Source organism: Streptomyces sp. NPDC056479 (assembly GCF_042795335.1).
Taxonomy (GTDB): domain Bacteria; phylum Actinomycetota; class Actinomycetes; order Streptomycetales; family Streptomycetaceae; genus Streptomyces.
In genome coordinates, this window is the sequence record NZ_JBHTRZ010000001.1 from 970,693 (window position 1) to 985,081 (window position 14,389).

Genomic DNA, 14,389 nt, shown 5'->3' on the forward strand with positions numbered 1-14,389 from the left:
CCGTCACAGGACCCTCGCGCTCGCGCCGTTGACGTGGGGCTCCTGCCCGGAGACGGGTCGGGCGAGCCACTCGGCGATGGTGCGGGCGATCGGCTGACCCGTGTCCACCTCGACGAAGCCGAACTGTCCCGACTGGTTGCACTCCAGGAACCACCACATCCCGTCGGCGTCCTCGACGAAGTCGAAGGCGCCGTAGGCGAGTTCGGCACCCCGCAGATAGGCGAGGACCGCCTCGGCGATACGCGGCGCGACGTCCACGGGACGCCACGGCTCCTCGGACCCGGCGAAGCGGACATCCACCTCGGTCTCGGTGCCGGTCGCCTTGCGGGCGGCCAGCAGCCGATCGCCGACCGCGGTGAGCCGGATGTCGGCCCGCTTGGCGACGCGGCGTTGCAGCAGGGTGGGTCCGAACGCGACGGCGGAGAAGTCCGTGTCCGGGGCCACCCTGCTGGTCGGCACCGCGCGGGGCGGGTCCTGCGGATGCGCGCCGGAGACCGGCTTGACCACCAGATCGGGATAGCGCTCGGCGAACTCGCGGGCGGCCTGCGGGAATGTGGTGATGAGGGTGGCCGGAACGGGCAGGCCGCACTGCTGGGCCAGCCGTAGCTGCCAGGGCTTGTGACGGGCCCGGCGGGCCGCGTCGGGATGGTTCATCCAGCGGGCGTCGCTGCCGCGCAGCATGCCGTACAGCGCCTGCCCGGCCTCCTCCGTCAGCCAGGCCGAGGCACTGGCCGCACGCTGCGCCGCCGGCCCCGGCCTGCGCAGCCAGACCGACCGCAGCCCGCCGATGCTCACCAGGCGCCCCGCGGCCGAGAGATGGCCGCGGAAGGCGCCGTGCACGAACTCGCCCGACAAGGCGACCCCGCCGGTCAGGTCGGCGGGATCGAGGCGGAACACCGGAACGCCGGCCGCGTTGAGGTGCACGACCACCATGTCCGCGGTCACGTCCTCTTCGTTGGTCAGAATCAAGACGGTCATCGTCGCCGACCTGTGTTCAGTCGTCGAAGTGAGTCTTCGAGCCCGCCGTGGACGTCGTGGTGGCCAACTCCCGCAACAGGGCGTGATCACAGGCGGCTATGCGCCCGTCACGGAGCACGTTCAACTGCATACCGGAGTCGTAGGCGTACGGAGCGGTGACCTCCAACTCCACTGCCGACCGTGCATAGTTGAGCGCGAACGGTTGCATCGTCTCTCCCTCAAGGTGCTGCTCCGATCGAGCCTGGTCACCCGGCGGCGGCCCTCGGTCCACCGACGCCCTTTGGTTTCCACTTACTTAAACGAATCGAACGCGTGGTTGGTTTCCTTACTTTCTGTAATCAACGGCGTCCGGCGGTCCCGCCTCGGGAGAGCGGCGCAGGGTACGCAGTGCCAGCAAGAGCACGCCGATGTCGTCCAGATACACCGGATCGGGCACCAGGTCGGCCGGTAGTACGAAGTACAGGACGGCACCCCAGAACACCCAGCGTGGCCCGGTCGGCAGCCCGGATCGGCGCAGCAGTCGCCGCGTCCGCACGAGCCGCACCAGCACCCCGACGGCCAGGGCGAGCACGACGGCCGCGAGGGCCACGACGACGACGATCACCGTGGTGGTCGACTCCACTGACACTCCTCCTGCCGGTGTCGCACATCACACGCACTGCTAGTCGGATGCCCGCTCGGGTCGTCCGCATTGCATGACGGCGCTCACCCGGCCGCATCCCTTCACCCGTCAGGGCGGAAGACGCACAAAGAGCCCGGTCACCTGCTTGACCGGCCTCCCGGGCGGCTGAAGCACGCATCGATGAGCACCCGCCCGACGCAGTAGCCCCGCCCCACGAATCCGCCCCAGCCGGCATACGCCCGTGGGGTGCACGGGTCGGTCGTTTCCCGTACTTTTCGCTCGCTCCGCTAGTGGCGGTCGGAGGTCTCCGGCTGTTCCTCCGCGGCGGCCCTGCGGGTCCGGGCGGTGCCCTTGAGGCGCTCGAAGGTCCGGGTCAGCTGCTGGAGGGGGGACGTGGGTGCGTCGGCGCTCGGCTCGGGCCGGGGCTCGGGTACGGCTTCGGCGGCGGACTCCCGGTAGGCGGCCAGTGCCGCGTGTGCCTGTTCGGCGGCCTCGCGATACAGGTCCCGGGACTTCGTCATGGCCTCCAGGGCCTCCGCGTACATCGCCACCAGCTGCCGCTCGCGGGCGAGTTCCTCCTCGAGGGTCAGCAGCCGCCAGTCCTCGCGCAGGGCGGTCAGGGCCTCCTCGGCGCCCTCCGGCAGCGGGCGCGGCAGGGCGGCGAAGCGGGTCACGGCGTGGATGAGTTCGGCCGGCTCCGAGCCGTCGAGGAAGACGCTGCGTACGGCGAAGTCGCCGGCGTCGTAGCCGGACGGCGCCGGAGTGCCGGGCAGCACCACGGCACCGCCGCGCGGCACCTGCACATCGTGCTCGCGCAGGGCCCAGTTCACGACCCGCAGCTGGCTGGGCACGGCACGGTGCTCGACCACCCGGTGCCGCAGGCCGGGCGGCAGCATCCCGGCCAGCGGCGCGCGGCCGCGCTGGTCGGTGGTCATGGCCTCGTGGACGACGACATGGATGCTCCAGCCGTCACCCGCGGCGTCCCGCAGCAGGCTCCGGACGGCCTTGTCGTCCGAGGGGAGCGGGTTGATGTCGCGCAGGCGCAGGCCGGTGGCCGCGTCGTGGTCCCAGGTCGCGTCCGGATCCTGCGGCCAGAACATGGCGGCCGGCGACGGCCACCGCTGGTCCCACGGGGCGTCCGCCTCCGCGACCAGCACCCAGTCCTGCCCAGTGCCGGAGCCGTGCTCGACGGTGAGCCGGGCCCGTACGGTCACGGTCTCGGCGACCCGCCAGCGGGCCTCGAAGGCCGACTCCTGGGCGCCCTCGGCCTCGGGCAGCTCAAGGTAGTCGTCTATGGCCCGGCTGTCCTTGCGCTGCCGCAGACTGAGCCGGAGTGCATCCTGTGCGGCGGGCCCGAGGTGGCGACCGCGGGCCGACCAGATCGTCGGAGGGGTGCTGGGGCGGGTGCTGGGGGAGCTGGCCATGGGTCCATCTGTGGGCGGGGGGTACGTGCCCTACCAGTATGTCGCCGCAGGTGGATGCCGAGCGGGCGGGGGGTCCGCACACGGGGTGTGTGCGGACCGCACCGGCCGGCCGCCGCTCACTCGTGGTCCGCGCCACGTCCCGTCAGGACAATGACCCGGTGAGCAGGACCCGCCCACCATCCGCATTTGGGGCGGGTCCTGCTCATCCCCGGGCGCTCGCTCAGTTGTGGTAGCCGATGTAGCCGTTGCCGTCCCGGTCGTTGCCGGTCTTGGTGTACGCGTGCGAGTCCGCCCCGGCGCCCGAGGGCTTGTAGAGGTAGATCGAGTCCTTGTCGTTGTTCCACAGGAAGTTGCAGTTGTCGCGGTAGACGACGTTGTTCCGGTCGGAGTCGGTGCCGTTGCCGCCCCGGAGCTTCACGTAGTCACCGGGCCCCAGGTTGTGGTTGGCGGTGAACTGGAAGCGGTTGCCGGCCTTGTCCTTCACGACGTAGCCCTTGAGGTTCACCGTGGTTCCGGACGAGTAGTTCTTGATCGTCAGGTATTCCTCGTCGGTGTTGCCGGTCCGGCAGTTGTTCGAGTCGCGGCCGGGCGCGTCGTACTGGATGCCGCGGATCTTCAGCGCGGACGAGTATTCGGTGGCCTGGGCCGGGGCGGCGGAGAGCGCGCCGAGCGTGCCGGCCGCGACGGCGGTTATGGCGACAATGCGTATACGCATGGAGAAACATCCCCCTGTGTGGAGCTTCTGTGAAGATCAAGAGTGTATCCAGGGAAGATGACCGCTGTGCTGATTTCACCGAAAAGCGGGAAAACGGAGAGGGGCGGGGGGTTGACCCCCCGCCCCTCTCCGTTTGCATCGAGCCGGCGCGTTACGCGCCGCTCTCCCGGAGCATGTCCTCGCGCTCGACGAGCTTCACGCGCTCACGTCCCTGCGGCTCGCCCAGCGCCTTCTCGGCGGCGTCGAGCTTGTACCAGCCCTCCCAGGTGGTGAACCGGACCTCGCGCTCGGCGAGGAACGCCTCCACGGCCTCCGGTTCGGGCGAACCCGGCGTCTGGAGGCGGCTGTTGGCGAAGTCGTCCAGCAGGTTCGCCACGGTTTCGTTGGCGTCGCCCTTGGTGTGGCCGATGAGGCCCACCGGGCCGCGCCGGATCCAGCCGGTGACGTACGTCGACTGCAGGTGCTCGCCGGACTCCTGGATGACCCGGCCGCCCTCGTCCGGGACGGTGCCCGAGTCGATGTCCCAGGGCAGCTTGGGGAGTTTGTCGGAGAGGTAGCCGACCGCGCGGTAGATCGCGCTGACGTCCCAGTCCTTGAACTCGCCGGTGCCCTTGACGTTGCCGGTGCCGTCGAGGGCGGTGCGCTCGGTGCGCAGCCCGACGACCTTGCCGTCCTCGCCGAGGATCTCGGTCGGCGACTCGAAGAAGTGCAGGAACAGCTTGTGCGGTCGGTCCCCGACGTCGCGGATCGCCCAGTTCTCCAGGGTCTTGGCGACCATGTCGGCCTGCTTGTTGCCGCGCCGGGTCTCGATCGAGCCCTCGTCGTAGTCGATGTCCTCGGGGTCGACGATGACCTCGATGTTGGGGGAGTGGTCCAGCTCCCGCAGCTCCATCGGGGAGAACTTCGCCTGCGCCGGGCCGCGGCGCCCGAAGACGTGGACCTCCAGCGCCTTGTTGGCCTTCAGGCCGTCGTGGACGTTCGGCGGGATCTCCGTCGGCAGCAGCTCCTCCGCCGTCTTGGCGAGGATGCGGGCCACGTCGAGCGCGACGTTGCCGACGCCGAGGACGGCGACTTTCTCGGCCTGGAGCGGCCAGGTGCGCGGCACGTCCGGGTGGCCGTCGTACCAGGAGACGAAGTCGGCCGCGCCGTAGGAGCCGTCGAGGTCGATGCCGGGTATGCGAAGCTCCCGGTCGGCCGTGGCGCCCGTGGAGAAGATCACGGCGTCGTAGAACGCGCGCAGGTCGTCCAGGCTGATGTCGTTGGGGTAGTCGACGTTGCCGAAGAGACGGATCTGCGGCTTGTCCAGCACCTGGTGGAGGGCCGTGATGATGCCCTTGATGCGGGGGTGGTCGGGGGCGACGCCATACCGGATCAGGCCGAACGGCGCCGGCATGCGCTCGAACAGGTCGATGGACACACCGGGCTCGGTGGCCACGTCGGACTTGAGCAACGCGTCGGCGGCGTAGATCCCGGCGGGGCCGGCTCCGACAATGGCTACCCGCAGGGGGCGGGGCATGATCAGGTTCCCTTCGAGAGGCGATAGATCGACTCGAACGGGAAGCCTAAACTAAGGCAAGCCTAAGTCGGTACACGGGTCCAACCTATGAGCTCATAAATCAATTCTATGGGTGGTTCCGGGGTTGCCGTGACCGTGGGAGGTACGGCAACCCCAGGTCTCCGTCAGCCGATGTGGTAGCTGTCCCCGTACACCTTCCAGTCCAGCGGCGTATTGAGGTCCAGGTTGCCGTTGCGCAGGAAGACCCGCTGGGCGGTGTCGACCCGGCTGGTGTCGCTGTGGGCCTCCTCCTGCTTCATGGCCCACACCCGCGCGTCCAGGAAGGCGTTCAGATAGGTGACTTCGTCGCCGCCCTGCGCCGGCGGCCGGGCCCGGTCCAGGGCGCGCTTGCGGATGTTGCGGAAACTGGTGGGGTCGGTGCCGTCGCCGTGCATGACGATGGCGTCGTAGTACGCGAACTGACCGAGCACCCTGAGGCCGTCGGTCTTGCCCTGCCGGACGGCCGGGTTGAAGTACACCCGGTCGCGCTCGTCGTTCTGCGCCTGCTTGAACGCCTGGTCCTGTGCGGCCCGGCCCCAGTCGCGGGGGTAGTTCGGGTCGAGCCCGTCGTGCGAGTCGGTGCCGTCGACCCGGCGCAGCGCCGGCAGGTACGAGGCGAGGACGTTGCCGGGACGGCGCTCGGTGTACAGCTCGACGAGGTCGAGCATGTCGCCCGTGCCGGAGCAGAAGCCGATGATGCCGGCGGTGTAGCCGCGGCCGTCGCCGATGTCCTCGATGTACTTGTACTGCGCCTTCCAGTCGAGCGAGGAGTTCTCCGCACTCGACACCAGCTTCATGGCGATCTCCTTCTTCGCCGGGTCGTCGAGTCCCAGCGCGGCCTGGTGCGCGGCGGCGCCGGAGGGGCTGAGGAGTGGGGTGGACGCCACCGACGCGCCTATCAGGGCGAGGAGGGTGCGGCGTGACGTGTGTGTGGGGTGGTGCTTCACGGCGGCTCCAATGAGTGGTGGGGGGTGGGGAGTTGGCCGTACGTGACACTGATAGGAAGGTTTCCTATCAGAAGCTGAGCGCGGAGGGCACCGGTCACGTCAAAGGTTCGTACCTACCTACAAGCCGACGCCGGGCTACGGCAGCGGCTGCTCCGCCCAGATGACCTTGCCCGCGGGCAGATACCGCGTGCCCCAGCGCTCGGCCAGCTGCGCGACCAGGAACAGGCCGCGCCCGCCCTCGTCCGTCATCGCCGCGTACCGCAGATGCGGCGAGGTGCTGCTGCTGTCGAAGACCTCGCAGATCAGGCTCCGGTCGAGCAGCATGCGCACCCGGATCGGGTCACCGCCGTACCGGATGGCGTTGGTGACCAGCTCGCTCAGGATCAGCTCCGTGGTGAACGACAGCTCCTCCAGGCCCCAGCCCTCCAGCGTCCGCGTCACCGCGGAACGGACCTCGGCCACGGCCGCCGGGTCCGACGGCACCTGCCATTCGGCGACCAGGTCCGCCCCGAGCGCCCGCGTACGCGCCACGAGCAGCGCGATGTCGTCGCTCGGCCGGGCCGGCAACCGGGCCTCCAGTACGGCCTGGCAGGTCTCCTCCGGCGACCGGCCGGCCCCGGCCAGCGCGTCCCGCAACTGCTCCAGACCCTCGTCGATGTCCCGTTCCCGGTCCTCCACCAGCCCGTCCGTGTACAGCACGAGCCGGCTGTCCTCCGCCAGCTCCAGCTCGGCCGTCTCGAACGGCAGCCCGCCCAGGCCCAGCGGCGGGCCGGCGGGCACGTCGGTGAACTCCACGGTGCCGTCCGGCCGGACCAGGGCCGGCGGCGGATGGCCGGCGCGGGCGATGGTGCACATCCGGGACACCGGGTCGTAGACCGCGTACAGACAGGTCGCGCCGGTCACCGGGGCGCTGTCGGTCTCCTCGGTCTCGTCCTGGTCGATGCGGGCGACCAGTTCGTCGAGGAGTGCGAGCAGTTCGTCGGGCGGCAGGTCCAGGGCGGAGAAGTTGTGCACGGCCGTACGCAGCCGGCCCATCGTGGCCGCCGCGTGCAGCCCGTGGCCGACGACGTCCCCCACCACCAGCGCGACCCGGGCGCCGGACAGCGGCAGCACGTCGAACCAGTCACCGCCCACCCCGGCCTGCGCGGGCAGATACCGGTAGGCGATGTCCAGGGCGTTCTGCTCGGGCAGGCTGCGCGGCAGCAGGCTGCGCTGGAGCGTCACCGCCATGCTGTGCTCGCGCGTGTACCGGCGGGCGTTGTCGATGGAGACCGCCGCACGCGCGACCAGCTCCTCCGCCAGCGCCAGCTCGTCGGTGTCGAACGGACCGGCCTTCTGGGACCGCCAGAAACTCACCACGCCCAGCACCAGGGACCCCGCCCTGAGCGGCACCGCGATCAGCGAGTGGATGCCGAACTCCACGATCTGCGCCGAGCGCTCCAGGTCCTGGGCACGCCACCCCGGCGCCTCCTCCAGGTGCGGTTCGACGACGGCCTGTCCGTCCTTCAGCGCGCGGGCCTGCGGCGAGGAGTCGACGAAACGGATCTGCTCGCCCACCGGGTACAGCGGCGCGTCCTTGCGGATCCCGCTGGACGCCGTGCGCCGCAGCCGGGTGACCGCCTCCGGCTGCCCGCCCCCGAGCACCGCGTCGAACAGGTCGACGGTGGCGTAGTCCGAGAACCGGGGCACCGCCAGCTCCGCCAACTCCTCCGCGGTACGGGTCACGTCCAGGCTGGTGCCGATGCCCACCCCGGCGTCGTACAGCATGTCTAGACGCTCGCGGGCCTCCTCGGCGCGACCGGAAAGGGCGCGCAGCTCCGTCGAGTCGCGCAGGGTGGCGACGCTGCCGGAGGGCCGGCCCCTGAGGTGGGTGGGACGCTGGTTGACCGCCAGCAACCGGTCCTTGACCAGGTGCACCTCGTCCGTGGCCATCCGGCCGGAGTCCAGCAGCTCGGCCGTGTCGGCGGCGAGACCGAGGTCCAGCACCCGGCGACCCTCGGCGTCCTCGGGCAGGTCGAGCAGGCGGTGCGCCTCGTCGTTCGCGAGCAGTAGCCTGCCCTCGCCGCCGACGATGATCACGCCCTCCCGTACGGCGTGCAGCACGGCGTCGTGGTGCTCGTACATCCGGGTCATCTCGCCCGGCCCGAGACCGTGCGTCTGCCGCAGCAGCCGTCTGCTGACCAGTGCGGTGCCGGCCGTGGACAGGCCGAGCGCGACCGCCGCGGCGGTCAGGACGAGAGGCAGCTGGCGGTCGGCCGTGCCGCCCACGGTGGCGGTGGTGATCCCGGCCGACACCAGGCCGACGACCTTTCCGTCGGGATCCTTGATGGGGACCACGGCCTGGACGAGCGGGCCGATGGTGCCGGTGATCTGCTCGGTCACCACCTTGCCCTCCAGCGCGGGCTCCAGGTTCCCGACGAAGTGCTTGCCGATGCGGTCCGGCTTGGGGTGGGTGTAGCGGATGCCGTCGGTGTTCATGACGACGATGAAGTCCACGCCGGTCGCCACGCGCGCCGCCTCGGCCCGGGGCTGGAGCACGGCCGTGGGATCAGGGCTCTCCAGCGCCTCCCGGGTGCCCGGCGCGTTCGCGAACGACTCGGCCACCGCCACCGAACGGTTGCGCGCCTCCTGCGTGGAGTCGTAGCGCACCTGAAGCACCAGGGCCACCACCGCGGCGACCACCAGCAGCAGCACGATCACCACTTGCAGCAGGAACACCTGCCCGGCGACGCTGCGACCGCCGACCGCCGACCGCAGCCAGGCGAGCGGGCCCTTGTGCTGTCCCTCCGGATCGAGCGGTACGCCTCGCTCGGGCACAAGGGCGCCGCGGTCGGGCGCACGCCGGGTGCGCGGACCGCTGGGACGACCGGCCGACCGGGCCCCGGATCGACCCGATAGTCGGACCATGTGCCCATGTCTACACTGCCGGGCCTCCGTAGGCGAGAGACGTCACACACCGTGACAGGAGCTGTTTCCTCTCTCACACTTCGATCACGGGCGTGATCGGTCGAATCCGGGCAACTGCCGTCTCCACGACGGGGTTACGCCGGTGGAGGCACCCTCACTTCCGGCGCAGCGGCGTGGCCCGCCGGGTCGCGAGCAGCAGCGCGATGTCGTCGGGTCGGTCCGCCATGTGCCGGGCCGTCGCGGTGAGCCGGTCGGCCACGCCGGCCAGCGAGCGGCCGCCCGGACGGGCGCCGGGGGCCCCGGCCTTGGCCAGCGCCACCCGCAGCGCGCTGATGCCCTCGTCGATGTCGACGCCGGGCCGTTCGACCAGCCCGTCCGTGTACAGCGCCAGTACGGCACCCGGCTCCATCCGCAGCTCCTCCACCGGGTACTGGGCCTGCGGGTCCACGCCGAGCACCACCCCGCCCGGCAGGTCCACGAGATGGGTGCGGCCGTCGGGGCGGCGCAGCAGCGGGCGCGGGTGCCCGGCCACGGCCGCCTGGGCGAGACCGGTCGCGGGGTCCAGCCTGATGTAGCAGCAGCTCGCGAACAGACCCGTGTCCAGGTCGATGAGCAGGTGGTTGGTGCCGCTCATGACCTCGTCGGGCGGCCGGTCGCCGAGGGCGAAGGCACGCACGGCGCTGCGCAGCTGGCCCATGGTGGCCGCCGCCTGTACGCCGTGCCCCTGCACATCGCCGATGACCAGGGCCAGCCCGTCCCCGGCGGGCACGACGTCGTACCAGTCGCCGCCCACCTCCATGCCCTGGGTGCCCGGCAGATAGCGCCCGGCGGTCTCCAGCAGCGGGTGCTCGGACAGCCGGCGGGGGAGCAGCGCCTGCTGGAGTCCGCGGGCCAGCGCGGCCTCGCTCTCGTAGCGCTGCGCCTTCTCCATGGCGTGCGCGATCAGCCCGGCCATGGCGGTGAGCACCGCCCGTTCCTCGGAGCTGAAGCTGCGCGGCCGGTCGAAGCCGAGGATGCAGGAGCCCACGGGCCGCCCGGAGGCGATCAGCGGCAGAAAGGCGCGGGCGCCCTCCGTGGCGTCCAGCGCGATGCCCGGATAGGCGTCGGAGAGCTGCTGCATCGAGTCGAAGAACAGCGGTCGCCCGGTGGTCAGCGTCTCCACCCCCGGCAGGCCCTCGTCCAGCCCCACACCGTCGAACGGGGCGAGGAACCCCTTGGGGAAGCCCGTCTCCCAGGCCAGATTGAGATGCCGCTCCTGGAGCAGGTAGATGGCCAGCCGACGGCCGCCGAACACGGGCAGCAGCTCGCGCATCACGACGGCGGACACCTGGCGCGGGGTGACCGCCTCGGTGAGCGCGATGGCGAGGACGATGGGCCGGTACAGCGGAGCGAGCGAGGACGCGCCGGCCGGCTCGGGCGTGACCTGCGCCTCCGGGACGTCGGACGGGTGGTCCGCCACCCCGTGCCCTGGGCGGATGGTGCAGGTCAGCAGGTCGGGGCCGGGATACAGGGACAGTGCGAGCCAGTCGCCCCCGAACGGGCTGGCGGTGGGATCGTGCTCCTTGGCGGACGGTCTGCGGACATGGAAGTGCACCGGCTCCGGCGCCAGCAGAGCCACCCGCAGATGGTCCTCGACTGCGGGCTGGTTCAGCCAGGGCACGGTCTCCCACAGGGTCCGGCCGAGCAGTTCGGTGCGCGAGCGGCGCAACAGGCGGGCCGCGTGCGGATTGGCGTAGACGACCGCTCCCAGCCGGTCCAGGCAGAAGATCCCGTCCGGCAGCAGATCGGCCGCCACGTCGGCCACCGCGCTCTCCCCCGGATCGAGGACGACACCGCGTACGGGCGTGATCCCGAACGGCGCCGGGTCGTCGTACGGCCCCCAGATCTCGACCAGCCGCAGTGCACCGTTGGCAGCACGCACGTACAGCGGCAGGGCCGGCGGCCGGCCGCCGGCCGCCTCCCGCAGTGCCGCGAGAATCCGTTCCGTGTCCCTCGGGGCGACGGCCTCCGCGAACGCCTCCACGCTGTCGTGGGCCTCCCCGGGGACCGTACCGAGCACGACGTTCAGCCGCTCCTCGGCGCTCACCACGCCCGTCACCGGGTCCCAGGCGAACCGGCCGAGATACCCGGAGGGCCGACGCCGGGCCGGCGGCCGGACGCACAGGGGCCCGACGTCCCAGGACACCGCGGACGTGTCCTTGCTCTGCAGGCTCCGCAGCGCCGAGCCCAGCTCCTTCGCCACCTGCGCCATACGCTCGCGCACGGGCAGCAGCTCCGTGGCGTCCGGCGCCGAGGGCCGCAGCACCGTCAGCACCCCGAACACGGACGATCCGCTCGTGACGGGGACGTACAGGGATCCGAACTGGAAGGGCAGACCCGCGGCGAACTGCGGATAGCGGCGCATCGTCTCCGTCGCGTTCGGCAGCACCACCTCGACCCCGAGCCGGTAGGCGTCCGCGACGGGGAACGGCCGGTCCACATGCAGCCGCCACCACGGCCGGAACAACGGCCCCGGCAACCCCTCCAGCACCGCCAGACGGAGCAGTCCGGGCGTGCCAGAGCGCAGATAGACCCCTCCCGCGTGGCCGGCCGCCGCACTGATCGCCTCGGCCGAGGCATCGATCAGCAGCGCCGCCAGCCCGCCGGGCGTCCGCTCTGCGCCTTCGGCGCTCACCGTCATCGGCCCTACCTCGTCCGTACGCCGTCACGCCCGCGACACAGCAAGAATGCGCCACGACGCACCTGGCCCGCACCTGGGCGGCGCAAAACAGGTGCATTCGATCATGGGAACGGGGAGCGCGGGGGCAGCGCCTGCCGATGTCGTGGCCTTCCCGGAAGGCGAGTACCCGAAACCGGGCCGCCGCCCACCCCGTTGTCGGTGCGAAACAGGAAGACCACCGACCCGGAGCGTTCCCGACGTCCGACAGCGAAACGGCACCCCCGGCGGATGACAGGGCGGATGCTGGCACAAGGACTCGGTCACGATCCGGTGGGCATGGCCCAGGCAGGAGAGCAGACCCATGGAGTACTACGACCTCGGCACCCACACCCGCTCCGTCACCACGTCCTCCGCCCAGGCCCAGCTCTGGTTCGACCGGGGGCTGGCGTGGACCTACGCCTTCCATCACGAGGAGGCCGTCGTCTGCTTCGAGGCCGCTGCCGAGGCCGATCCCGACTGCGCCATGGCCCACTGGGGCATCGCCTACGCGCTCGGCCCGAACTACAACAAGCCCTGGGAGTTCTTCGACGACGAGGACCTCGCGCGCACCGTGGACCGCACCCACGCCGCCGTGGAGCTGGCCCATGAGAAGGCGGCGACCGGCACCCCCGTCGAACAGGCCCTGATCGGCGCACTTCGGGCCCGCTATCCGCAGGCCAAGGCGGTGGAGGACTGCTCGATCTGGAACGCTCCCTACGCCGACAGCATGCGCGCGGTCTACGACCTCGCCCCCGACGACCTGGACATCGCCACCCTCTACGCCGACGCCCTGATGAACCTCACCCCCTGGCAGCTGTGGGACCTCAGGACCGGCGAACCCGCCGAAGGCGCACGCACCCCGGAGGCCAAGGACGTCCTCGACCGGGCCCTCGCCGGCGACGCCGGACTGGACCACCCTGGGCTGGTCCACCTGTACATCCACCTGATGGAGATGTCCCCGACCCCGGAGCTGGCCCTGCCCGTCGCGGACCGGCTGCGCGGACTGGTGCCGGACGCCGGGCACCTCCTCCACATGCCCTCGCACCTGGAGGTGCTCTGCGGCGACTACCGGCGGGTCGTCTCGGACAACACGGCGGCCATCGAGGCCGACGAGAAGTACCACGCCCGAGCCGGGGCGATGAACTTCTACACCCTGTACCGCTCGCACAACTACCACTTCAAGATCTACGGCGCGATGTTCCTCGGCCAGTCCGAGGTGGCCCTGCGGACCGCGGCCCAGCTCGAGGCGTCCATCCCCGAGGACCTGCTGCGCGTGCCGAGCCCGCCCATGGCCGACTGGCTCGAGGCCTTCCTCGCCATGCGCGTCCACGCCCTGATCCGCTTCGGCCGCTGGGACGACATCCTCCACCGCCCGCTGCCCACCGACCCGGAGCTGTACGCCATGACGACCGCGATGCTCCACTACGCCCGCGGCGTCGCCCTGTCCTCCACCCACCGCATCCCGGAGGCGGAAGCGGAACGGCTGCTCTTCCGTGCGGCGGTCGCCCGGGTCCCCGAGACCCGCATGCTGTTCAACAACACCTGCGCCGACATCCTCGCCATCGCCTCGGCGATGCTCGACGGCGAGCTGGAATACCGCAAGGGCGATCACGACGCGGCCTTCGCCGCCCTGCGCCGCTCCATCGACCTGGACGACAACCTCCCCTACGACGAACCGTGGGGCTGGATGCAGCCCACCCGGCACGCCTACGGCGCCCTCCTCCTCGAACAGGGCCTGGTCGAGGAGGCCGAGGCGGTCTACCGGGCCGACCTCGGCCTCGACGGCTCCCTCCCGCGCGCCCTTCAGCATCCCGGCAACGTCTGGTCCCTGCACGGCCTCCACGAGTGCCTGATGCGTCTGGGCCGGACCGGGGAGGCGCAGATGGTGGCCCAGCAGCTGCGTCTCGCCGCCGCGCTGGCGGACGTACCGATCGAGGCCTCCTGCTTCTGCCGGCTCGACACGAGCGGCCGGGACACCGCCGAGGACGACTGCTGCGCCGAACGCTGACGGGGGTGCCGCACCCTGCGGGTGAAGGGCGCACCACCATCCGGATGCCGGAGGCGTGGCGTGCGTCCGGGCCTCCGCGTGCGTGGTGTGCCCTGGGACGTCAGGACAGCTCCCCGTGAAGGAGACACACGGCATGCTCGGACAATCGCAGGCGTTCAGCGGTTTCTCGGTCGACGACCTCGGCGAGGCCCGCCGCTTCTACGGCGAGACGCTCGGCCTGGAGGTGGAGGAGACGGGAGCGGGGGAGATGCGCCTGCTGATCCTCAAGCTCGGCAGCGGCGCGCAGGTCTTCGTCTACCCCAAGCCGACACACACCCCCGCCACGTTCACGATCCTCAACTTCCCCGTGGACGACATCGCGGCCGCCGTCGGCGAACTGGAGCGACGCGGTGTGTCTTTGGAGCGCTACTCCGGATTCGAGCACGACGAGAAGGGCATCGTCCGGGTCGGCGAGGGCGGCCCGGCGGCCATCGCGTGGTTCACGGACCCCGCCGGGAACGTGCTCTCCGTGCTCCAGGAGAACTGACCGACCGAC

General features: G+C 71.1%; 11 protein-coding genes. 2 read left to right on the forward strand and 9 right to left on the reverse strand.

Annotated features, from left to right (window positions below):
• Positions 1-3: 3 nt before the first annotated feature.
• The 9 genes from tgmB to ACFQ6S_RS04375 all read right to left on the reverse strand — a co-directional run bounded on the left by tgmB (position 4) and on the right by ACFQ6S_RS04375 (position 11,828).
• Positions 4-978, reverse strand: a complete 975-nt coding sequence (gene tgmB, locus ACFQ6S_RS04335) for an ATP-grasp ribosomal peptide maturase (RefSeq protein WP_383403240.1) — start codon at positions 976-978, stop codon at positions 4-6.
• 16 nt (positions 979-994) lie between these two features.
• On the reverse strand, positions 995-1,186 hold the full coding sequence (gene tgmA, locus ACFQ6S_RS04340; RefSeq protein ID WP_383403243.1) for a putative ATP-grasp-modified RiPP: 192 nt from the start codon (positions 1,184-1,186) through the stop codon (positions 995-997).
• A gap of 117 nt (positions 1,187-1,303) precedes the next feature.
• Positions 1,304-1,600: a DUF1232 domain-containing protein gene (locus ACFQ6S_RS04345; protein WP_383403246.1), complete on the reverse strand. Its 297-nt coding sequence runs from the start codon at positions 1,598-1,600 to the stop codon at positions 1,304-1,306.
• Between the two features lie 287 nt (positions 1,601-1,887).
• Complete coding sequence (locus tag ACFQ6S_RS04350; protein ID WP_383403249.1) at positions 1,888-3,024, reverse strand: hypothetical protein; 1,137 nt, start codon at positions 3,022-3,024, stop codon at positions 1,888-1,890.
• 220 nt (positions 3,025-3,244) lie between these two features.
• Positions 3,245-3,739: a lamin tail domain-containing protein gene (locus ACFQ6S_RS04355; protein WP_383403252.1), complete on the reverse strand. Its 495-nt coding sequence runs from the start codon at positions 3,737-3,739 to the stop codon at positions 3,245-3,247.
• Between the two features lie 151 nt (positions 3,740-3,890).
• Complete coding sequence (locus ACFQ6S_RS04360) at positions 3,891-5,255, reverse strand: FAD-dependent oxidoreductase (protein WP_383403255.1); 1,365 nt, start codon at positions 5,253-5,255, stop codon at positions 3,891-3,893.
• Between the two features lie 164 nt (positions 5,256-5,419).
• A complete protein-coding gene (locus tag ACFQ6S_RS04365; protein WP_383403258.1) occupies positions 5,420-6,241 on the reverse strand; it encodes a chitosanase in 822 nt (273 codons plus the stop codon).
• Between the two features lie 135 nt (positions 6,242-6,376).
• Positions 6,377-9,148 carry a SpoIIE family protein phosphatase gene (locus ACFQ6S_RS04370; RefSeq protein WP_383403261.1) on the reverse strand — a complete coding sequence of 924 codons (2,772 nt, stop codon included), beginning with the start codon at positions 9,146-9,148 and terminating at the stop codon, positions 6,377-6,379.
• A 154-nt stretch (positions 9,149-9,302) separates the two neighbouring features.
• Positions 9,303-11,828 (reverse strand): SpoIIE family protein phosphatase, encoded by a 2,526-nt coding sequence (locus ACFQ6S_RS04375; RefSeq protein ID WP_383403264.1) that lies wholly within the window; start codon positions 11,826-11,828, stop codon positions 9,303-9,305.
• 340 nt (positions 11,829-12,168) lie between these two features.
• On the opposite strand from ACFQ6S_RS04375, the gene ACFQ6S_RS04380 reads away from it, so the two are divergent.
• Both ACFQ6S_RS04380 and ACFQ6S_RS04385 read left to right on the forward strand, forming a co-directional pair.
• The gene (locus ACFQ6S_RS04380; protein WP_383403267.1) at positions 12,169-13,854 is read left to right on the forward strand and encodes a hypothetical protein; all 1,686 of its coding nucleotides are present in this window, start codon (positions 12,169-12,171) and stop codon (positions 13,852-13,854) included.
• 133 nt (positions 13,855-13,987) lie between these two features.
• Complete coding sequence (locus tag ACFQ6S_RS04385; protein ID WP_383403270.1) at positions 13,988-14,380, forward strand: VOC family protein; 393 nt, start codon at positions 13,988-13,990, stop codon at positions 14,378-14,380.
• The last annotated feature ends 9 nt before the right edge of the window (positions 14,381-14,389 follow it).